The organism is Shewanella sp. Isolate13, from assembly GCF_022398325.1.
Lineage (GTDB): Bacteria > Pseudomonadota > Gammaproteobacteria > Enterobacterales > Shewanellaceae > Shewanella.
This window is the reverse complement of the sequence record NZ_JAKEVD010000010.1, coordinates 73,830-96,452: the sequence shown is the minus strand read 5'-3', so window position 1 is coordinate 96,452 and position 22,623 is coordinate 73,830. Positions and strand designations below refer to the sequence as shown.

Here is a 22,623-nt window from a genome sequence, read left to right as displayed (position 1 = left end):
CGCTAAGCTTTTCAGCCTGCATCGCTACCAAGTAGGGCTTTCGCTCTATCGGCATCATATTTAATTTGTTTTTTCAGCGCATCTAACGATCCGAATGGCTGCTCGTCTCTAATCTTCGCCACCAATTCAACTTCGACTGATTTACCATAAAGGTCACCATCAAAGTCAAATAGATGGACTTCTAACTGACACACTTGGCCATTCACCGTCGGTCTAAAACCGACGTTAGCCACGCCTTCATATATATCGCTATTATCCCAATACAGCTTCACAGCAAAGACACCACGAACTGGCGATACTTTACGTTTTAAAGCGATATTAGCAGTGGGAAAACCAATCGTACGGCCGATTTTCTCACCATGAGCAACCTTGCCACTTAAGATGAAAGGATGCCCTAATAAACGTCTAGCTTGCTCTAAGTTGCCCTTAGCAAGCTGCAGCCTAACTTCTGTCGAGCTTACGCGCTTATCACCTAAGACAAAACTTTGGGTGCTCACTACGACAAAACCGTATTTCTCACCGGCTTTACGTAGCATCTCAAAATTACCTTGGCGCATTTTACCAAAGCAAAAGTCATCGCCCACAACTAAATATTTCACACCGAGCGCTTTTACGAGTAGCTGCTCGATAAAATCTTCGGCGGTAAAACTCGAAAATTTCTTATTAAAGTTCACGCACAATAGACGCTCGATCTTCAACTCATCTAGCAAGACTAGCTTGTCTCGCAGTAAGCTCAAACGAGCGGGCGCATTTTCACCTTGAAACAACTCTCGCGGCTGCGGCTCAAAGGTCATCACAACTGCTGGCAGGCCTAAATGCTGTGCCTTCTTTACCAGTCGATTTATCACTTCCGCATGACCACGATGGACGCCATCAAAGTTGCCTATCGTCAATACGCAACCATGATGTTTCGGCAAAATATTATGAATACCGCGGATTAATTCCATTATCTTACACGACGCATGAGAGTAAATGGGCGGATTATATACTAGCTAGCCTTTATAATCAGCACTCAAACAGCAGCTTTCATCTTCCAAGGGCGAATTCCAAGGCAAACCAAGCAAATAAAGTAAGAGATTGCTGCAAATGCAATCAACTTTGCCAATGTGTAGCTGCGCTCTATAAAGGATAAGTCGATCCATTGCGCCGTAGTAGGATCAAGTTTAAACAACACTGCAAGCATAACCCCTGCAGCGAGCAATACTTTTACACTAAAGATCAGTGTCGATTTTTGGATACGGTAAACATTAGCGATATGCAGGCCTCGATACAATAAGAATGCATTCAATAACGCCGATAGCGATGTGGCAATCGCCAGCCCTACATAACCGAATGGAATCGCAAAAATCAGGTTAAATACCATATTGCTCACCATGGCGATAATACCAAAACGCACAGGCGTTCGAGTATCTTGTCTTGAGTAATAGCCTGGCGCTAAGATTTTTATCAGCATGAAGCTCAATAAACCGCTGCCATAGGCCATTAAACTGTATGAGGCCATCTCGACATCTTCATAACTGAAGGCTCCGCGCATAAATAGCACCATCAGCATAGGTTTAGCTAACATAATTAGGCCGCACATGGCCGGAAGCCCCAGTAGAATAATCGCTTTTACCCCCCAGTCCATGGTTTTGGCAAACTCATTACTTTCGGCATTTACATGGCGTTTAGATAACGCAGGCAAGATAACCGTTGCGATAGCGATACCAAATAAACCTAGAGGAAATTCCAACAATCGGTCTGAGTAATAGAGCCAACTAATAGAACCTGTCATTAAAAAGCTCGCAATGAAGGTATCGAGCAACAGATTAATTTGTGACACTGACACACCAAAAAGTGCCGGGATCATCAAGGTGCGAATTTTGGTTACCCCTGGATGATGCCAACCCCAACTAGGCCTAACCATCGCCCTCTCTTTAATAAGGAAAGGTATTTGGAACAAAAACTGAACCAAGCCACCTAAAAACACGCCACAAGCTAAGCCGATCTCCGGCTGACTCAAGTTAGGCGCAAGATAGATAGCCGCCGCGATGATAGCAACGTTTAAAAATACTGGGGTAAATGCTGAGACTGCGAATCGCCCACGAGTATTTAATATCGACCCCGCTAGCGCAGTAAAAGTGATAAACCACAGATAAGGGAAGGTAATCTTTAGCATTAAAGAGGCCAGTTCAAACTTAGCCCCATTAGGCTCGTCATTTAACCAAGCTAAAAACCAACCACCGCCGAATAGAGCCGCCAACACAGGCGATGCGATAACTCCCACTAACGTCACAATAGTGACGAGTATTCCTAAGGTTCCGGCGACTTTAGAAATTAACTCCCGCACCTCCTCTTTGGTATTTTTTTCTTGGTACTCAGTTAAAACTGGCACAAAAGCTTGTGCAAATGCCCCCTCTGCAAACAGGCGTCTTAAAAAATTTGGTATTTTATTTGCGAAGAAAAAAACATCCGCACTGCTTCCCGCGCCCATCAAGTTAGCGATAACCACATCCCTAACTAAACCTAAAACGCGGGAAATCAACGTCATAGCACTGACAATCATGCCTGACTTAATTAACTTCTTGCTCAAAACGCCCCCGACCTCTGGATAGAGCTAAATAACTTAGGCAATATCGCGTAAAAATTAGCATTAGCCTCTATTGTCTCATAGCAATACCTGCTAGAATTGCGCCACATATTACACGAGTTAGGTTGAAGATAGCCAAGCTGGTTGGATTATTTTGAGTTAATCAGACTGATTCAATCATTGTCATTGACAAAGTGACATAAATAGGGCATATTCCTCGACCTTAAAAATACCAAACCCAGTTTTAGGAGTTGCACCTTGGCTAATAGCAAGTCTGCAAAGAAGCGCGCGCTTCAATCTGAAAAGCGTCGCCAACATAACGCTAGCCGTAGCTCAATGTTACGTACTTACGTTAAAAAAGTAATTGCTGCAATCAATGCAGGTGATCACGCGACAGCTACTGCTGCTTTCGCTAAAGCACAACCAATTGTTGACCGTATGGCGACTAAAGGTCTTATTCACAAGAATAAGGCTGCTCGTTATAAGTCACGCTTAAACGCTAAAATCAAAGCACTTGCTGCTTAATCTTTAGCTTTAAAGCAAATTAAAAACCGGCCTTGGCCGGTTTTTTTATGCCTACAACTTTTTCGTCTCTACAGCCTAACCATTAGTAAAATGAAGCCGTTTCTATCGACCTGGCGTAAACTGCAGGCAAAAAAATAGAGAGGCAGGCCTCTCCATTACTCATCTACACTATAACTTTTAACTTGCCAATAAAAACCAGCTATCAGCAAACGCTCTCATCGCGCTAACAACTGGCTTTCACTTCACTAGGCTACAGTCTTTAAACTATCGCAATAGATGTTGTTCAGTAATTTAATAATCTCAGCAACTTCATCACTCTTTAACGAGTAGTAAACTGTTTGAGCTTCTTTGCGTGTTTCTACTAAATTATCTTTACGTAACCAAGCTAAATGCTGGGACAGAGCTGATTGGCTTAAACCCAATTTCTTATTCATTTCACCAACGCACATCTCGCCTTCATTAAGAAGGTAACACAAGATAAACAGACGACGTTCATTGGCTAACGCTTTCAACAATACAACGGCATGGTCTGCTCGTTGCTGCATTAGTTCTATATTCATTACGAGCCATTTCTCCTAAAACAAACCGACGCTCTAATATAGCGTTGCCTTACAGATATAGTCGGGACATAAAGCACACTTTTTGCTAGATTGTTTTTAAAAGTGGGACATACATAATAAAAAACGAAAAAACTTATGAAAAACAACTATCTCAATCTGCTTTGTGGATTCACGCTCCTTGGCTTAATTGGTTGCCAACACACAAATACAAATAATAGTGACGAGTCTATTTCCGCTCAGTTACAACAAAAAGCCCTTAATTCGACGCTTGCTTACGAGCTTGTTGAGTCCCTAACCGTTGAGGTAGGCCCAAGACTTGCTGGAAGTGAGAAAGATTTAGTGGCCGTGCAATGGGCTGAGGCTAAACTCACGAGCCTAGGCTTCGATAAAGTCTATAAAGAAGCAGTACAAGTACCCGTGTGGCACCGAGGTGAAGCTAAAGCATCAATCACAGCTCCATTTCCGCAGCCTCTGGTCATCACCGCCTTAGGGGGCAGTATTGCCACACCTAATGGTGGGATAGAAGCGAAAATCATACGCTTTGATAGCCTGAAAGCGTTAGAGCAAGCCGACAGCGCAGAGGTTACAGGCAAAATCGTATTTATCGATCACGAAACCGAGCGCCATAAGACGGGGAAAGGCTATGGCAAAAGTGTTGGAGGCCGCTCAAAAGGAGCCGTTGCAGCCGCAAAAAAGGGCGCTGTAGCCATTATCATCCGCTCTATTGGTACCGATCACGACCGTATGGCTCATACAGGAATGATGCGCTATCAAGATGGAGTCCATAAGATCCCAGCTGCAGCGATGTCCAATCCCGATGCTGATCTTATCAATGCCATGCTAAAACGCACCGATGAAATCACCGTCAAATTAGCGCTCTCTTCTGAAAACCAAGGATTTGCCACCTCTTACAATGTGATTGCTGAAGTAACAGGTACCACTAAGCCCGAGGAGATAGTCTTGATTGGTGCTCACTTAGATTCATGGGATGAAGGCACAGGTGCTATTGATGACGGCGCCGGTGTCGCCATTGTCACTGCTGCGGCAAAACTGATCCAAGACCTGCCCATTAAACCCGCTCGCAGCGTAAGAGTCGTGTTATATGCAGCAGAAGAGCTAGGCCTCATTGGTGGCAAGGCTTATGCGAGTACTCACAAGGAGGAGCTTGAAAAGCATTATATTGCAGCTGAATCCGATTTTGGCGCGGGCCGCATCTATCAAATAGACTTTAGAGCCAGTGAACAAGGTTTTGAGCAGTTAATACAGACAAGCCTACCAATGACAGCAAATGGTGTAACTATGGGCAGTAACAACGCCTCTGGTGGCCCAGACGTATCCATGCTACCCGCTTTGGGTGTTCCCGTTGCCTCACTTAGACAAGACGGCAGCGATTACTTCGACTATCACCACACCCCAAACGATACTATAGATAAGATAGACCCTGAAGCGCTTAGGCAAAATGTCGCCGCTTACGCTCAGTTTGCTTACTTAATGGCACAATCCCAAATTGAACTCCGCCCGATTGTACTAGAGCCGTAACTTTCTCGGTTATCTAAGTAAAAAGCAGCCTGACAGCTGCTTTTTACTTATATCCATATCACTCATCTTTGCACTAGCAAAACTACTGCTCTTCACGTAAGAACACAGGCTCATTCACTGTTGAGTCTTTCTCACTATAGTAATAACCCGCCGTGTCAAAGTGGGTTAATGCCTCTAACGTGTCGATATTATTATCTAAAATATAACGCACCATCATGCCTCTTGCCTTTTTGGCATAAAAGCTAATCACCTTGTATTGGCCGTTCTTACAGTCTTTAAAGACTGGCGTGATCACCTGCGCTTTAAGTTGCTTAGGCTTAACCGCTTTAAAATACTCGTTTGAAGCCAAGTTGATTATAAACTCATCCCCTTGTTCCTCTGTGGTCTTATTGATCTCATTAGTAATGATATCGCCCCAGAATTGATAGAGGTTTATGCCCCGCTCATTAGCTAAACGAGTGCCCATCTCCAAACGATATGCTTGCATCAAGTCTAGTGGCTTAAGCAAACCATAAAGACCCGACAAAATCCGCAGTTGCTGCTGCGCCTTATCTAACGCCTGAGGAGAAAGTGTATCGGCATCAAGCCCCGTATATACATCACCACGAAAAGCAAACAAAGCTTGCTTAGCGTTAGCCGGGGTAAAATCCTTTTGCCAAGAGCTAAATCTTGCCACATTTAGGCCTGCTATTTTATCACTCACTTTCATCAAGCTTGCGATATCTGCGGGTGTTAACTTACGGCAAACCTCAATCAACTGTTCACTTTGATCGAGTAACGTTGGCATTGAATAGCTTTCGCTGCCCGGTGGATTCTCAAAATCTAACGTTTTTGCAGGAGAGACTAAGATCAGCATTCATGAGTCCTTTAAAGAGAAATACTTAAACTAATACCAATCAGTTTAACGATTTGTTCACTGAGCGAAAGTTTAGCGCTTCAGAGACAAGGCTGCGAGTGAGGAGCATAATGATTCTATCACCTAAAGGGCTTGAGTTTATTCCCCAAAATGCGCTATGAGCAGCTCAGTTTCTTATACTCATTGGTATAGGACAATCATACTGAACAAAAACAAAAAAACCACGCTTAAACAGCGTGGTTTTTTAGATTGTACTGATAAAGCTTATAGATTAAGCATTAGCCGCTTCTGCTTTCGCTTCGGCCTTAGCCTGAGCCTTGGCTTCCTCTTCAACCGTTTTGCTCGTCCAGATCCCGCCTTCTAAATTAGATAGCTCTGGGAACTTGCTGGCATCAAACGTTGGAGTTTCGCCGCTTTTCAGCTGTTGACGATAATCGTTAATCACTCGAATCGCTAAACCTGATAGTAGCAGTAAGGCAATGATGTTCACTGTCGCCATTAGACCCATAGACACATCGGCTAAATTCCACACTAGACCGATTTTAGCTACAGCGCCAAACATCACCATACCCAATACACACACTCTAAAGATCGGCAATGCTTTCTTACTGTTACCCGATAAGTACATTACATTGGTTTCAGCATAAGAGTAGTTAGCAATAATTGAGGTAAAGCAGAACAATAAAATAGCGAGTGCTACGAATCCGCCGCCCCATGGACCAACATGTTGAGTTAACGCTTCAATGGTCAGCTTAATACCATCGCCTTCCGAGCCTAAGTCGCCCGCTAGCAAGATAATAGCAGCTGTAGCAGTACAGATCACAATAGTATCGACAAATACCCCCATCATCTGCACAAAGCCTTGTGATGCAGGGTGGTTAGGGTTTGGTGACGCACTCGCTGCTACGTTAGCAGCACTACCCATACCCGCTTCGTTAGAGAACAAACCACGAGCGATACCCGCTTGCATCGCCTGAGCGATAGTGTAAGCCACACCACCAGCCACAGCTTCTTGTAGACCGAAGGCACTCTTAATCACTAGCATAAATACATCAGGTAGCTTATCGAAGTTCATTGCCACAACAACAAAAGCAATCAAGATATAGGCTAAAGCCATGATCGGCACAACGACTTCAGAGACCTTGGCCACCTTATTTAGGCCGCCCATAATCACAAAGGCACTGACAATCACAATTCCGATACCAACATAAGTTGCATCTAAATTGAAGACTTGAGTCATTGCACCGGTAATTGTATTAGCCTGAACAGCGTTAAATACGAGGCCAAAAGCGATGATCAAGAAAATAGAGAATAGGATCCCCATCCAACGTTGACCCAGTCCCTTATCCATATAATAAGATGGGCCACCTCGGTATTGTCCGTCTTCATCACGCACTTTGTAAACCTGCGCCAATGTAGACTCGACCATAGCGGTAGCCATACCTAAGATGGCAATAAGCCACATCCAGAATACCGCGCCAGGGCCTGCGGCTGTAATTGCCACCGCCACACCAGCCATATTACCGGCACCGACACGTGCAGCCATGCTAGTACAAAAAACTTGAAAAGATGAAAGACCGCTACGGCCTCCACCTTGTCGGCTCTTAAGCATAATCTTGCCAGAGTGCTTAAAATGCGTCAGCTGAATAAATGTCAGTCGAACTGTAAAATACAGCCCGGCTCCCACCAGACCATATACTAAAAGCTTTCCCCAAAGCAGCGCATTGAGAAAATTAACCGTTGTTTCTATCATTTTTTTCAATCCCCATGACAAACCCAATCGAACAAATCGTCCCTCGATCGTGTTTATCCTGTATTAACCTTCCTAAGTATTTAAATAACAGCAGATTTTATTTTCAAATTATCTTAAACGTGAAAAAATTACATCACGCCCGCTGTAATCCGCGCAGCAAAATAGCATAGCATCGCTTCAACCCCGAGCGATATAGATCACAATTCATCACTTACCTGACATCAGCATCACACCAACACACAAATAGCATCAGCCAAAATAACCAAATTAACACTATATTTACACCTGGTCGGAGATACTTTTTATACAAACTGCTTTCAATAAATCAGAGCTTGCCCACGTTTTTGTAATAAAATTACAAATATAGTGGTTAATATGAAATTTGTTTAACTTTATGATTACGTAAATGGGGTTATTTATGGCACATCAGCAAGAAATTGTCGCACTCAAGAAATTTGTTCGAGCAACTAACTTTCTAGCGACATCGCAAATTTACTTAAAGAAAAACGTGCTGCATAAACGCGCACTCGAGCATAGCGATATCAAGCCTAGGCTACTTGGCCACTGGGGAACCTGTCCTGGTATCAACTTTGTTTATGCCAACGTTAACAGACTTATCACTAAGCACAATCGCTCATTTGTCTACTTAGTCGGCCCTGGTCACGGTTTCCCTGCCGTTCAGGCAAACCTATTTATGGAAGGGTCATTAAGTCACTTCTATCCTGACATTATTCCATATAACGAAGAGGGTATCACTGATATCTGTCAGAAGTTCTCAGCCGCTTATGGTTACCCTTCTCACGCAAACCCTGAGGCTCCAGGCCAAATTCTAGAAGGCGGGGAGCTAGGTTACTCACTTTCTGTAGCTTGGGGCGCGGTTTTAGATAATCCCGATCTCATCGCCGCTTGTCTAATTGGTGATGGCGAGTCAGAAACGGGTCCGCTTGCTGCCTCTTGGTATGCAAACCGTCTTGTTTCGCCAAAGAACAACGGTGCCGTACTGCCTATCGTTCATATCAATGGTTATAAGATCTCGGGTCCAACTCGTATGGGGCGTATGAGCCACGAAGAACTCGATCTAGAATTTAGAGGTCTAGGCTACCACCCAATCATTGTTGACGACGAGCTAGAAGAAGACGTTTACGTTCAAATGGCTGCGGCAATGGACAAGTCATATGAAATGATCAATGACATCCAAACCCGAGCGCGTGCAGGCGAAGACATTGTTAAGCCACGCTGGCCAGTGATCTTGATGCGTACCGCTAAGGGCTGGACAGGTACCGCCGAGTTTAACGGGAAGAAACTAGAAGGTAACTGTGAATCCCACCAAGTTATCGTTAATAAGTGTGCAAGCGATAAAGCCCACCTAGATGCACTGAATACCTGGTTAGCCAGCTACAAGTTTGGCGAGCTATACAGCATCAACGATCAAGGCGAGCTTATCTTCGATGAAGATATTCAATCGCTACTACCACCAAAAGAACTCACATGCGGCCGTCAACATTTAAGCTATGGCGGTGAAGTGGTTCGCGCCTTAGCACAACCTGATCTTGAAAAACTGGCCTACGGTGCGGAAACTCCACGGGGCCAACGTGGCCTGTCTATGTATAAGATGGGTGAGTGGATGCGTGATGCATTTAAACTCAACCGCGACCAGCGCAACCTACGTATTTTCTGTCCAGATGAAACTTACTCAAATCAGTTGCAAGCTGTATTTGAAGAAACGAGCCGTGCATGGCAGTGGCCTATCGAAAGCTGGGATGAAGACATGTCCCGTGATGGTCGCGTCATCGAGTTACTATCAGAAAACTTGTTGTTCGGTATGCTACACGGCTACACGGTAACAGGTCGCCATGCGATGTTCCCAACTTATGAGGCATTCTCACAAGTCGTGTCTTCTATGGCTGACCAATACTGTAAATACGTCTACGCCAGCCAAGGGGTACATTTCCGTAAACCTGTGCCAGCCTGTAACGTCGTATTGTCATCACTGCTTGAACGCCAAGACCACAATGGTTACTCGCATCAAAACCCCTCTTTCTTAGGGGCGATGCTTGAGAAGCACCCTAAGATTATCTCTGCTTACCTACCAGCAGATGGTAACAGCACCCTAGTTTACACCGAGCGCGCCTATGCCGATCGTGACAAGCTCAACATCTTAGTTGCGGGTAAGAAAGAGCTACCACAGTGGTTAACACTGGACGAAGCTCGTCAGCAAGCGAAAGATGGCGTGATGGTTTGGGACTTTGCATCAGATGCAAATCCAGATGTCGTTCTAGTGGGCTGTGGTGACTACGTCACGCAAGAGGCGATGGCTTCACTCGTACTTATTCGTGAGCTATTACCACGCGTACGCATTCGTTTTGTCAGTGTGACAGAACTTACCAGCAGTGGTCTAGGTAGCTTAGAGTTCCAAAGCAAGCCTTGGTTGATGGATGAAGTATTTACTGCCGACAAGGGGGTAGTATTTAACTACCATGGTTATCCAAACACCATTAAGAAACTTGTGTTTGACTATAAAGGTAGCGATCGTTTCAGAATCAAGGGCTATGAAGAGGAAGGCTCTACAACAACACCATTTGATATGGGCGTACGTAACGGCACATCACGCTACCACCTTGTTATCGATATGGCGTATAAGCTATTCCAACAAGGGGTAATTGATGAGACTCAGCACGTTGCTATCACTACAGATATGCTTCAGCGTCTAGTCGACCATAGAAATTACATCAAGGCCAACGGTGTTGATCCAGAGAGCATCGAAAACTGGGTTTGGACTCGCTAAACTTCAGATTTACGACGCTAAATTAGACTAAAAAAAAGGGCGCTATTTCAAATAGCGCCCTTTTTACAACTTTAGTACGCTATGTTACACAGAAAATAAAGTGGAAAATATCGCATTTGCAACTGATAATAGTTGCAGCTAGCTAAAACATAATGGATCTCCGTGATAAGCGCTAGCACTGCTTAAACTGATATTGAGCAGACGGAGGAGTTTTATTATAAAACATAAGGATTTTGAATGATGAACAACACACTAAAAGCAGTTCTGCTTACTTCGATGTTACCTTTTGCTGCAAACGCAGCTGATGGCATGAGCCCCTGGTATGTAGGTGGCGGTGTCGGCATCAACAATTACGAACCCAATTGCGATCAAAAAACCATGAAAAGTTGCGGCGATGATGATCCCTACGCATGGGACGTATTCGCTGGTTACCTGTTAAATGATCACTTTGGCGTAGAGCTGGGTTATCGCGACCTAGGTCGAGCCGAATGGGTCGACTATTCAAATAAGCTCAATGACGTTGGCGCCAAGGGAATGAACCTTGGCTTAGTAGCGTTTTGGCCATTTGCCGGTAACTGGAGCCTATCCGCAGAAGCAGGTGCCTTCAACTACCTTATCTCTAATAATAAGAACTATGGTAGCGAATACTATAGTGACAGTGGCGTTGCTCCATACGTTGGCGCAGGTATTGGTTATAACATTACCGATAATCTAAAGCTTCAAGCTAAATACCGCCGCTATGAAAACTTAGATGAAGATAAGTGGAAAACCCTAGAGATGGAGAGTAACTACTGGGGGTTAGAGTTAAGCTACCGCTTTGGCAGTAAAGCTAAGCCTGCTCCGGTCGTTGCGCCAATCGTGGTGGCAGACTCCGATAACGATGGCGTAACCGACGACTTAGACCAGTGCCCTAATACCCCACCGACCCATAAAGTTGACGCAAATGGCTGTACGATTTACCAGGAGGCTGAAGACGAGTTTGATATCGAAGCTAAGTTTGCTAATAACTCCGCTAAGGTAGAGCCCTCTTCATATGGCGATATTAAGGATTTGGCCGCTTATATGAATCAGCATCCAAACTCAGAAGTCATGATTTCTGGCCACGCATCTAACACCGGCTCGGCTGCCTACAATATGGATATTTCCGAACGCCGCGCAGCAGCGGTTGCCGAAATTCTAGTAAATGAGTATGGCATCGCACCGAGTAGAGTCTCATCTAAAGGCTACGGTATTACCCAGCCGCTGATTGAAGGTAGTTCAGCAGAAGCCAATAAGGCTAACCGTCGTATCGAAGCCCATGTCACTGGCACGGAAAAAGTGCCTGTACTTAAGTAAAAATCAATTTACTTAACAAAAGCTCACGCTTCTCAAAGCGTGGGCTTTTTAGTTTTATCAGTTCGCAAAAAAGCTATACTTTCTGATTAAGCTTTTACCCAGCTAACAACAAGTAAAATATTGTTGCTAGATTACCAAAAATGACCGTTCTAATGATTTCCAGCAACTTTTGTGTAATTTTTTTTCATATATAGTTGGAATGTTCATTAAAATGGCTTTTAATAGCAACTAACTTAACTGTCACACAGATGCTGTACATAGAGTAAGGATGTAATACGCATGGCAAATACATTAGAACAACTTAAACCTTTCACTACCATTGTTGCCGATACAGGCGATATTGAAGCCATAAAACGTTACCAGCCAGAAGATGCAACAACCAACCCCTCTCTCATTTTAAAAGCATCAGAAATCCCTGAATACAGTGCATTAATCAAAGATGCCATCTCTTGGGCTAAAGGCCAGAGCAGTGATCTAGCACAGCAGGTTGAAGATGCCGGTGATAAGCTTGCCGTCAATATTGGTTTAGAGATCCTAAAAATCGTTCCTGGCCGCATTTCGACTGAAGTGGATGCCCGCCTTTCATTCGATAAAGAAGGCTCAATTGCTAAGGCACACAAGCTAATCAACCTATATCAAGCTGCAGGTATCGACAAGTCTCGTATCCTTATTAAGCTAGCATCTACATGGGAAGGGATCTGCGCCGCGAAACAACTTGAGCAAGAAGGTATTAACTGTAACCTAACCTTACTCTTTAGCTTCGCTCAAGCACGCGCATGTGCTGAAGCCGGAGTTTACCTAATCTCTCCTTTTGTTGGTCGTATTCTTGACTGGTACAAGAAAGACACAGGCCTTGAGTACAGCGCGGCTGAAGATCCAGGTGTTGTCTCTGTTACTAGCATTTATAACTACTACAAGCGTCATGGCTTTAATACCGTGGTTATGGGTGCAAGCTTCAGAAATACAGGCGAAATCATTGAGCTTGCTGGCTGTGACAGACTCACTATTGGCCCTGCACTACTAGAAGAGCTATCTAACAGCAACACCCCTATCGTACAGAAGCTCCTCCCTGCAACTGAAGTTGTTGCGCCAGAAGCGGATATGACTGAGGCCCAATTCCGTTGGGAATTTAACGAAGATGCTATGGCCGTCGAGAAACTAGCCGAAGGTATTCGTAACTTCGCTATCGACCAAGGTAAGCTCGAAGTTATGCTAAAAGATAAGCTTTCGTCTTAACGTAATTAGGACAATACAATGACAGAACTCACTCAACAAGCTAGCTGGCAAGCACTGGAGAAGCACTGTAAGACGCTTCCTCATATGCGCGAACTATTCTCGACTGAGCCCCAACGCTTCAGCGATATGTCGACTCAGGCATGCGGTCTATTGTTAGATTACTCTAAAAACCGCGCGTCAAAAGAGACGATGTCATTACTGTTTCAATTAGCGAAAGAATCTCAGCTTGAATCGAAAATTAAGGCGATGTTTGCTGGGCAGGCAATCAACAACACAGAGCAACGAGCAGTACTGCACACCGCTCTGCGTGCGCCCGCAGATAAAGTGATTAGAGTCGATGGCAATAATATTGTCGCCGAAGTTCAGCAAACCCTGGCAAAAATGGGTGAGTTCGTCGAGTCACTGACATCAGGTCAGTGGAAAGGCTACACAGGTAAAACGATTACCGACGTGGTAAGTATCGGTATTGGCGGTTCATTCTTAGGGCCAAAAATCGTTTCCCAAGCACTGCGCCCATATTGGACGGGAGAGCTAAACTGTCACTTTGTTGCCAACGTTGATGGTACTTCTATCACTGAGAAGCTTAAGGGACTGGATCCACAAACCACATTGTTTGTGATGTCTTCTAAATCTTTCGGTACTCAGGAAACCTTAACCAATACCCTTACCGCCAAAGCATGGTTTTTAAGCCAGGGGGCATCCCAAGCCGATGTTGCGAAGCACTTTGTTGCCGTCAGCTCGAATGTGTCTAAGGCGACAGAGTTTGGTATCGATGCCAACAATATCTTCCCTATGTGGGATTGGGTCGGTGGTCGTTATTCATTGTGGTCTGCAATTGGACTGCCAATCGCTCTACTTATCGGTATGGATAACTTTCGCGAGCTATTAGCCGGCGCTCACGAAATGGATGAGCACTTTGCTAACACTCCTTTAGAAAATAATATGCCTGTTATTATGGGCTTATTCTCTCTGTGGTATGGTAACTTCTTCAATGCCCAGTCTCATGTCGTACTGACCTATGATCATTACCTAAGAGGCCTACCGGCATACTTCCAGCAACTCGATATGGAAAGTAACGGTAAATCTGTCACCCTAAGCGGTACAGATGTCGATTACAGTACCGGTCCGGTGATCTGGGGAGGTGAAGGCACCAATGGTCAACACGCATATCACCAACTACTGCATCAAGGTACGGCACTGATCCCTGCTGACTTTATCATGCCACTCAACAGCCACAATCCTGTTGGTGAGCACCATGTACAACTTGCTTCTAACTGCTTTGGCCAAACCCAGGCATTAATGCAAGGGCGGACATTCGATGAAGCGCTAGCGGAGCTAAGCCAAAGCACGCTTAGCGATGAACAAAAGCAGCTCATCGCTAAACACAAGGTGATGCCAGGTAATAAGCCAAGCAACACTATCTTAATGGATAAGTTAACACCCGCTACTTTAGGTGCACTCATCGCCCTGTATGAACACAGAACCTTTGTTCAGGGCGCAATTTGGCAGATAAACTCTTTCGATCAGTGGGGCGTAGAACTCGGTAAGCAGCTCGGTAACGATGTGCTAGAACGTCTAACTGCAGATGATGAGGCCAAAGAGCTAGACTCATCCAGTAATGCTTTAATCAATCTGTTTAGACAGGGCAATATTTAAGCCACTGCCACTCCTCAAAAAGCCAGTTTCGACTGGCTTTTTTGTTTTTAACCAGCAGAGCCTTCCGTAGCCGCTTGAAAAACACTGATATATCACCTCCTCTAGCTCAAACTAAAACATTAAAACTTCATGCCGATTTAACATTATTGAAACATTTTAGTTGCACCATGAATAAAAATCATGCTATTAAATTGAAGACAAAATAAACAATAGGAGGTTGCCATGAATCGACTCGATTATGGTAGTGCGCTAGATAACATTGTTGAGAAGCCAAGCCGCTCAAGAAGCTCCAATAAAAAGCGAAAATGGCGTGAAATTGAGGCTCTAAAAGAGAAGCATCGCTTACTCAAAGAACTTCAAGAGATGGATAATAGCTTCAACGGTGAGCTAGATACCCTCCTGATGTAACACAAAGATAAAAAGAGCGCTCAGCGCTCTTTTTAATTCTATTACTAGGTATCACCTATTCAGCCGTTTCTAAGTATTCCCTTAACTCTTCAAATAATGCTTTGTCGCTTTCATTAAACAAAGGGTCATCAATCAAACGTGCTTTGCACATCGCCGCGACTGTTTTCCAGTCATCATCGGTAATCACTTCATTCCACTTGGGAAATACCGTTGCCTCTTCATATTCCATATGTGATTGCTGCATTCGCACATAGCTTTCTAGATCGGCCACTAGTTGCTCTTTCGATACTACAATATCATTTAAAATCAGGTTTAATGTAGCCATTAGAGAAGCTGACGCCTCGCCTAACTTTGAGTGTTCCGAAGTCAGTTTCTCGTTAATATGTGCCCTACCAAGCTTGTTCCAGTAAAACTCTGAAATAACCTCTTCCAATGGGTGGTGGCTATGCTCAGCATAACTTTGCATATACTCCACTATATCTCGTACCACATTATAATTTATCGCTTCACCTGCAGCTAACTTAGTATATTTAGCCTTTAAAACCTTAAGCAAAATGGCAATATGCTTATGGTCATGCATGAGTCTCGCTAGCATAGTCATCTCCATCCTAATTCGCACCCACTATCTTCTATATTAGTAAACCGTATAAATAACGCCCAATATATCAAAGCACTCATAATGAAGTTAGTGATGAAGATCAACTTAATTTAGATTAACTAACAAACACTTGCAGCCAACAAGTTCACTAACAATAAATATAAAAACTCAAGTGCAGATCTCCCGTGGCATAATAACGATTTAACAAGCTTAAGCTCAGCAGGGACAAATATAGATGCAAGCCTCACACCTTATTGGAGCACATGTTAGCGCAGCAGGTGGTATAGCAAACGCTCCTCTCAACGCTGCCGCAATTGGCGCAAATGCGTTTGCTCTTTTCACCAAAAACCAGCGCCGCTGGCAAGCTGCTCCGTTAGATCCTAAACAAATAGAGCTATTTCTGCACAACTGTCATGAAGCAGATATTTCAACTAGGGCGATATTGCCCCATGATAGCTACCTTATTAACCTTGGACACCCAGATCCTGAACTGCTCAATAAGTCACGTGAAGCCTTTTATGATGAAATGCAGCGCTGTGAAGAGATTGGCTTGCAGTTACTTAACTTTCATCCTGGTAGCCATCTACGTAAAATCCCCATCGATGACTGCCTAGCTAATATCAGCGAATCGATAAACCTCGCTCTCGAACGTACACAGAGCGTAACCGCTGTCATTGAAAACACCGCAGGGCAAGGTTCAAACCTTGGTCACAGCTTCGAGCAACTAGCGCAGATCATTGATGGGGTAGAAGATAAGTCTAGAGTCGGTGTCTGTATCGATACCTGTCACCTATTTGCAGCAGGCTACGATATTCGCACTCAGGACACCTGTGCACAAACGTTCGAATTATTCGATAAGGTAATAGGCAATCGATACCTAAAGGCTATGCACTTAAATGACAGCAAGACGCCGCTCAACAGTCGAGTAGACCGTCATGAGTCCTTAGGGCAAGGAGAGATAGGCCAAGAGGCATTTGCTAGCCTCATGAAGTTAGAGGCTGTAAAAGAGATCCCACTGATCTTGGAGACTGTACGCCCAGAATTATGGCAGGAAGAGATTAACTGGTTACGCTATCTTGCTAAACACTAATAGCTATCAATATAAGGCAGCGCGTTAATTACATTAAACACTTATAGATCACAGCGACCACTTTTGTTGGTTCACCTAAATCTGATTGTAGCCATACGATATGAGTGCCTTTAAGCTCTTCGCCCTGCTTAATGGCACTAAGTCTTGCGTCGGCGAGTGCATTATCACCACGACCAAATCCCGTCACCATTGCGAAGCTGTCACAATGTGTCACCTCAAAGTCATAGGCCTCATTAATTCGATGGTACAGCTCAATATCTTCTGTTGCACAGCCTGTTAACAGGCTTGTTAATAGAACACCTATGACAACACGTAACACAATCATTCCCTGCTTTTTAAAAACTGCGGCGCAAGATATAAAAATTCCCCAAGCCAATTTGTGACACAAGTCACAGTAAGTCAGCTTGAGCAAACACATTTGGTTACTGATGTTAAGAGATGTCATTAAGCATCAAAGTGATGAAACCGCGCTTGCAATACAAGTGTATATTTAAATGGATACCCACAATTTACCAACAAAAAAAAAGGAAGCTGTAACAGCTTCCTCTTTTTAGTAACGCTTAACTTTTATGTCGATAATATCTTGAATAAATGCGCTTTTAACCGACCAAAATCCGCTGGTAAAGTTGCCGATAGGATCCGCTTAGGTACAACTCTGGCTAGCGGCTCAGGTAGTGGCAGTTCGATTTGCAAGATCTGCTCAACCACTTCATTGAACTTAGCTGGATGCGCAGTCGCTAGGAAAATCCCCTCCTCACCTGCACTCATTGTTTTCTTTAGTGCCAAGGCTGCAATTGCTGCATGGGGTTCAGACAGATAGCCTGCATTATTTAATGCTTTCACAGAATCAGTTGTATCAGTTTCAGATACCCCTAAGCCATGGATATCACCTAATGACCAACCCATCGCCTCGACGATTGCTTCTACACGCGGCCAATTGCTAGGCTCGGCCACATCCATTGCATTAGACATAGTTGCCACAGTAGTCGCCGGTTGCCAATCACCACTATCTAGATAGCGAGGTACGGTATCATTACTGTTAGTCGCTGCCACGAAACGCTTTACCGGTAATCCCATCGCTTTAGCAAACAGACCCGCGGTTAGGTTGCCGAAGTTTCCACTCGGCACTGCTATGACAGGCTCGCCTTCATTGTGTTGTTTAAATTGAGCAACGGCCTCGAAGTAATAACAGATCTGAGCCAGTAATCGACTGATGTTGATCGAGTTTGCCGAGTTAAGGTGCAAGCCATCTCTAATATCTAAGTCTTCAAATGACTGCTTAACCAAACTCTGGCACGCATCAAAGTCAGACTCTACTGCAACCGTGTGAATATTGTTTCCTAAAGTAGTAAACATCTTCTCCTGTAGCAGGCTGATTTTGCCTTTTGGATACAGCACGACCACATTAATATTATCTAAGCCATAGAAAGCATCAGCAACGGCGGCACCAGTATCACCTGAGGTAGCGGTAAGAATGTTAATCTTCTCCGACTTTGCCAACTCATTTAAACACTGGGCCATAAAGCGTGCGCCAAAATCCTTAAAGGCTAGGGTTGGCCCATGAAATAACTCAAGACTATAAAGATTAGTGTCTGCCTTCACCAAAGGAAGCTCGAAGTTAAAAGCACGTTCGACTAATCTATCAACTGTGTCTTGGCCAAGCTCTGAGGCTAACCATGCACCGATAACTTTCTTACTTCTTTCTACAAATGGTAATGCCAGCAAGCTATCAACATCTTGCAACTGCGGAATGACTTTCGGGAAAAACAAACCTCTGTCTTTGCCAAGACCTAACTTAACCGCTTCAGTAAAGCTCACCACCTGAGATGGATGCTTTAGGTTATACAACTCCATGACGACTTCCTTAAAATTCTGTTTATAGGGTCTAGTTAATGTGCTTAATCGACTCGACGAGTCCCTTGTGTATCGATCCTGCAAATATGGGAGAAGCCTTTTCCAGACTCTACGTAATTTGCATCCAGCCATTGCTGCGCTTGTTGGGCCACATCAAGATCATCGGTGATACTAAACAGCGTCGGTCCGCTGCCTGAGATCCCGGTAGTCAACATGCCTAATTCGGCTAAAGCGGCCTTCGCCTTTTGATAATTAGGGATTTCAGGCGCGCGATAGGGCTCGGCCAACACATCCTTTAATACCGAAATCGCCAGCTCTGCATCTTGCTTATATGAAGCATGCACAAAGGCACTTAGGTAACGCCCAAAATCAATGGTGGTCTGCTTATCAAACTCGTTTGGCATCAACTGACGCATTCTTGAGGTCGATAACGAAATGCCTGGGTAGGCCACCACCCAATACCACTGCTTAAAATCAGGGATCGCTTCACAAACCGTTTTAGGGGTATCTAGCATCAGCTGCATACCACCTAAGTAACAAGGTGCCACATTATCATAATGGACTGAGCCGCTGATTTTACCTTCAAATTCGCCCATTAAACGCAGCAGTTCTTGCTCAGAGAAAGGCTGATCGAAGAAGTCATTTAAGGCCGCTAAGGCGGCAACTACGGAGCTCGCACTCGATCCGAGTCCACTGCCCACAGGCAAGTTCTTCTCTAAAGTTAATTTAAGGCCAACATCTTTATCGAGATGGCCTAAGAAAAACTCTGCACACTGATAAACAATATTCTCTCGTTCATTTTGCGGAAGCTTGTTTGCCCAGTGGCCAGCAAGAACGAGTGACAGTCCCTGCTCGGCTGATTCAACTTTGACTGTATCGCCAAGCAAACTGCCATCGATAGGTGCCAAAGCAGCACCAAGCAGGTCAAAACCTACGCCGACGTTGCCCATAGATGCTGGGGCATAAATAGTTACGCTCATACGCCAACCTCACGAGTCCAATTTAAAGTACGCAATATATCGGCAAATGCTCCGGCAGCGGTCACATCGGTACCGGCACCATAGCCTCGAAGCACGAATGGGATTGGCTGGTAGTAGCGACTATAGAAGGCCAGTGCATTCTCACCACCTTTTACGCTATACAGTGGATCGCTTGCATCGACTTCGGCAATCTTGACTTTACAGCCCTCATCATCAATCTGGCCCACATAACGTAATACCTTACCTTGTGCCTTAGCCGCCTCGATTCGTTGAGCTACGCTTGAGTCTAAAGCAGGAAGATTTGCCATAAACTGCTCAACATCACCCGATGCGTCAAATGATTCGGGGAGCACTGATTCCACATGGATATCACTAAGCTCAAGCTCCATCCCCACTTCTCGTGCAAGAATAAGCACCTTTCTCGCAACATCCATACCACTTAAGTCATCACGAGGATCGGGCTCGGTAAAGCACTTCTCTCTGGCGATCGAGGTTGCTTGTGACAGCGTCATGCCTTCATCCAACATCCCGAAGATATAAGATAGGCTACCCGACAAGATACCGTTAAAACGCAGTAACTTGTCACCAGCGAACAGTAGTTTCTTCAGGTTATCGATAACCGGTAAACCGGCGCCAACCGTTGTTTCATAGAGGAACTGACGACGCTGTTTTAGTGCTGTTTTTCTTAAATCTTGGTAATAGGCCATATCACGAGTGTTAGCCTTCTTATTAGGCGTCACCACGTGTAGGCCTGCATTCATCACATCGAGATACTTATTCGATACCAGCTCACTCGAAGTGCAGTCCACCAGCACAGGGTTAAGTAACTGCTGTTCTTTCGCCCATACCAACATTGCATCAAGATCCGCCGCTTGCTCACAGTCGGCTAATACCCCCTGCCAGTTGGCTAAGTCGATACCTTGAGGATCTAACGCCATCTTCTTAGAGTTAACGATGCCGCAGACTCGAATGGCAATATGTTGTTCTTTTAACATGCTACGTTGCTGCCTTATCTGCTCAAGCAAACCAGCGCCCACGTTGCCACAACCAACCAAGAACACATCTAAATAGTGCTGTACATCGAAGAAAGATTGATGACAAGCAGAGATAGCATGCTTAGTCTTACGCTGCTCAACAACTGCAGATATTGAACGCTCAGAAGACCCTTGAGCGATCGCAACGATGTTAACGGTTGCCTGAGCAAGCGCTTGAAAGAACTTCGCAGCCACACCTTTATGGGTGCGCATACCATCGCCGATTAAGGAAACAATCGCTAAGTTATGGCGCATCTCGATAGGCTCTAAAATCTCACTTTTAAGCTCGAGCTCAAACTCCTGCTCTAGGGCAAACTTGGCTTTAATGGCATCTTCAGTGGCAACACAGAAGCTAATGCTGTACTCGGAAGAGCTTTGAGTGATCAAAGACACAGATACACCCGAGCGAGAAATCGCGCCGAGTGTCCGGCTGGCCATGCCGACCATACCTTTCATACCCGGACCCGATACATCAAACATCGTTTGGTCGTCTAGGTTAGAAATAGCTTTTACATTCAGTCCAGTTTCATCGGGCTTGTCTGACACCAATGTGCCAACAGCCTCCGGGTTGAAGGTATTACGGATATAACAAGGAATATGATACTGGGCGATTGGTGCTACAGTCTTAGGGTGTAGAACCTTAGCCCCAAAATAGGAGACCTCCATCGCCTCTTGATAGCTTAGCTGTGACAGCAATTTAGCATCAGCTACAACTCTTGGATCGGTATTATAGACACCATCGACATCGGTCCAGATCTCGCAGCAACTCGCACCAATACAAGCCGACAATACCGCTGCAGAATAATCAGAACCGTTACGGCCAAGGGTAACGATATCCCCTTGCGCATCACCAGCGGTAAAACCTGGCATCACCCAAACATCTGTAGCAGACAAATCCAAAGCATTAAAACGAAGCTTACTGGCTTCAATATCGACTGCAGATTCAAGGCGCGGACCATAACCCACTAGCAGAGACTCCGGCAGTAACAGATCGGCGCTATGGTTAAAGGATCTGATTACCTCGACCATGAGTGCCGATGATAACTTCTCACCACCGACCAAGATCTGTGCTTCAACGCTTTCAGGGCATTCACCCAGTAAGCTCATCCCCTCTAATTTACCGTGCCAAAAGCTAAGTTGCTGCTTGAGCTTATCGGCCAAAAGCGCATTTTGTTCTGCACTTAAACTTGCCGCTGCTGCGCCATACAGATCATTAAATACTTTTTCAACCTTGGCTAGCACAGCGCGGTAATCACCACCATTAACGGCGACCTCAACCATCTCGATCAGGCCATTGGTTACCGTTGCTGGCGCGGATAAAACCACAGCTATTGAATCTGAATTAGCTGAATGATTAACAATATCTGCAGCACCTTTAAAACGCTGCCAATTAGCTAGCGAGGTACCGCCAAACTTCATAACTTTCATCAAAAACTCCTTTTACCGCGCCACCTAAGAAACAAAAAAAGCCCGCTCCTTTAGGGGGAGCGGGCTTGATATTTTGCTTATATCAGGTTGTGCTTAGCCCGCCCCCACGTTGGTAATCGTGGTGGTTGTAATAATGGTGGTGTTCATTAAAACGTGGCTAAACATGAAAATTCGTTATTATCCAAATGGATTAATCTGTGTTCTAACAGAATTGCCTTTTTCACCGGCAAGTGTCAACCCCTAATTACAAGTTTATTGTAATTAATCACCCTTGGAGCTAAATATCGAGGTAAACCTTCATAAATATCCCTTAACCATCTCCCATGATAGGCATTACGCCAAAGAAACTACTTACGCTTACGTAAACAGGAGCTCAGAATCAACATGTATAACTTTGATATTAAACAGATTAAGTTA

18 protein-coding genes are annotated in these 22,623 nt (G+C 44.7%); 8 read left to right on the top strand and 10 right to left on the bottom strand.

Features of this window, described 5'->3' with window-relative positions; all coding sequences use genetic code 11:
* Window positions 1-11: 11 nt before the first annotated feature.
* Together ribF and murJ are read right to left on the bottom strand one after the other, a co-directional pair.
* Entirely contained in the window at window positions 12-947 is a 936-nt protein-coding gene (gene ribF / locus L1D44_RS09030; RefSeq protein ID WP_239889939.1) for a bifunctional riboflavin kinase/FAD synthetase, read from the bottom strand.
* A gap of 65 nt (window positions 948-1,012) precedes the next feature.
* Window positions 1,013-2,572, bottom strand: a complete 1,560-nt coding sequence (murJ, locus tag L1D44_RS09025) for a murein biosynthesis integral membrane protein MurJ (RefSeq protein ID WP_239889937.1) — start codon at window positions 2,570-2,572, stop codon at window positions 1,013-1,015.
* A gap of 255 nt (window positions 2,573-2,827) precedes the next feature.
* Here murJ and rpsT point away from each other — a divergent pair, with 255 nt between their 5' ends.
* Complete coding sequence (gene rpsT / locus L1D44_RS09020) at window positions 2,828-3,094, top strand: 30S ribosomal protein S20 (RefSeq protein ID WP_220770241.1); 267 nt, start codon at window positions 2,828-2,830, stop codon at window positions 3,092-3,094.
* Between the two features lie 245 nt (window positions 3,095-3,339).
* Here rpsT and L1D44_RS09015 read toward each other — a convergent pair whose 3' ends face one another.
* Window positions 3,340-3,654: a metalloregulator ArsR/SmtB family transcription factor gene (locus tag L1D44_RS09015; RefSeq protein WP_202720391.1), complete on the bottom strand. Its 315-nt coding sequence runs from the start codon at window positions 3,652-3,654 to the stop codon at window positions 3,340-3,342.
* Window positions 3,655-3,789: 135 nt separating this feature from the next.
* On the opposite strand from L1D44_RS09015, the gene L1D44_RS09010 reads away from it, so the two are divergent.
* Complete coding sequence (locus L1D44_RS09010; RefSeq protein ID WP_239889926.1) at window positions 3,790-5,193, top strand: M20/M25/M40 family metallo-hydrolase; 1,404 nt, start codon at window positions 3,790-3,792, stop codon at window positions 5,191-5,193.
* 82 nt (window positions 5,194-5,275) lie between these two features.
* Here the strand turns inward: L1D44_RS09010 and yaaA are convergent, their stop codons facing one another.
* On the bottom strand, window positions 5,276-6,049 hold the full coding sequence (gene yaaA, locus L1D44_RS09005) for a peroxide stress protein YaaA (protein ID WP_239889924.1): 774 nt from the start codon (window positions 6,047-6,049) through the stop codon (window positions 5,276-5,278).
* A gap of 271 nt (window positions 6,050-6,320) precedes the next feature.
* Window positions 6,321-7,802 carry an alanine/glycine:cation symporter family protein gene (locus L1D44_RS09000; protein WP_239889922.1) on the bottom strand — a complete coding sequence of 494 codons (1,482 nt, stop codon included), beginning with the start codon at window positions 7,800-7,802 and terminating at the stop codon, window positions 6,321-6,323.
* Between the two features lie 418 nt (window positions 7,803-8,220).
* Between L1D44_RS09000 and L1D44_RS08995 the strand changes: the two genes are divergently transcribed.
* The 5 genes from L1D44_RS08995 to L1D44_RS08975 all read left to right on the top strand — a co-directional run bounded on the left by L1D44_RS08995 (window position 8,221) and on the right by L1D44_RS08975 (window position 15,222).
* Window positions 8,221-10,587 carry a phosphoketolase family protein gene (locus L1D44_RS08995; RefSeq protein ID WP_239889920.1) on the top strand — a complete coding sequence of 789 codons (2,367 nt, stop codon included), beginning with the start codon at window positions 8,221-8,223 and terminating at the stop codon, window positions 10,585-10,587.
* Window positions 10,588-10,824: 237 nt separating this feature from the next.
* Entirely contained in the window at window positions 10,825-11,922 is a 1,098-nt protein-coding gene (locus L1D44_RS08990) for an OmpA family protein (RefSeq protein ID WP_239889918.1), read from the top strand.
* 279 nt (window positions 11,923-12,201) lie between these two features.
* The gene (tal, locus tag L1D44_RS08985) at window positions 12,202-13,158 is read left to right on the top strand and encodes a transaldolase (RefSeq protein ID WP_239889916.1); all 957 of its coding nucleotides are present in this window, start codon (window positions 12,202-12,204) and stop codon (window positions 13,156-13,158) included.
* An 18-nt stretch (window positions 13,159-13,176) separates the two neighbouring features.
* Window positions 13,177-14,814, top strand: coding sequence for a glucose-6-phosphate isomerase (gene pgi, locus L1D44_RS08980; RefSeq protein ID WP_239889910.1), 1,638 nt, complete (start codon window positions 13,177-13,179; stop codon window positions 14,812-14,814).
* Window positions 14,815-15,036: 222 nt separating this feature from the next.
* Window positions 15,037-15,222, top strand: a complete 186-nt coding sequence (locus tag L1D44_RS08975) for a DUF3545 family protein (protein WP_202720398.1) — start codon at window positions 15,037-15,039, stop codon at window positions 15,220-15,222.
* A 55-nt stretch (window positions 15,223-15,277) separates the two neighbouring features.
* Here the strand turns inward: L1D44_RS08975 and L1D44_RS08970 are convergent, their stop codons facing one another.
* Entirely contained in the window at window positions 15,278-15,817 is a 540-nt protein-coding gene (locus L1D44_RS08970; RefSeq protein ID WP_239889908.1) for a hemerythrin domain-containing protein, read from the bottom strand.
* Window positions 15,818-16,055: 238 nt separating this feature from the next.
* On the opposite strand from L1D44_RS08970, the gene nfo reads away from it, so the two are divergent.
* On the top strand, window positions 16,056-16,910 hold the full coding sequence (gene nfo / locus L1D44_RS08965; RefSeq protein WP_239889893.1) for a deoxyribonuclease IV: 855 nt from the start codon (window positions 16,056-16,058) through the stop codon (window positions 16,908-16,910).
* 28 nt (window positions 16,911-16,938) lie between these two features.
* On the opposite strand, the gene L1D44_RS08960 is transcribed toward nfo, so the two are convergent.
* The 4 genes from L1D44_RS08960 to thrA all read right to left on the bottom strand — a co-directional run bounded on the left by L1D44_RS08960 (window position 16,939) and on the right by thrA (window position 22,206).
* Window positions 16,939-17,235: a hypothetical protein gene (locus L1D44_RS08960; RefSeq protein ID WP_239889891.1), complete on the bottom strand. Its 297-nt coding sequence runs from the start codon at window positions 17,233-17,235 to the stop codon at window positions 16,939-16,941.
* 242 nt (window positions 17,236-17,477) lie between these two features.
* Window positions 17,478-18,764, bottom strand: coding sequence for a threonine synthase (gene thrC, locus L1D44_RS08955; protein WP_239889889.1), 1,287 nt, complete (start codon window positions 18,762-18,764; stop codon window positions 17,478-17,480).
* A 44-nt stretch (window positions 18,765-18,808) separates the two neighbouring features.
* On the bottom strand, window positions 18,809-19,744 hold the full coding sequence (gene thrB, locus L1D44_RS08950; RefSeq protein ID WP_239889888.1) for a homoserine kinase: 936 nt from the start codon (window positions 19,742-19,744) through the stop codon (window positions 18,809-18,811).
* Window positions 19,741-22,206 (bottom strand): bifunctional aspartate kinase/homoserine dehydrogenase I, encoded by a 2,466-nt coding sequence (thrA, locus tag L1D44_RS08945; RefSeq protein ID WP_239889886.1) that lies wholly within the window; start codon window positions 22,204-22,206, stop codon window positions 19,741-19,743. Before thrA ends, thrB begins: the two co-directional genes overlap by 4 nt.
* Between the last annotated feature and the right edge of the window lie 417 nt (window positions 22,207-22,623).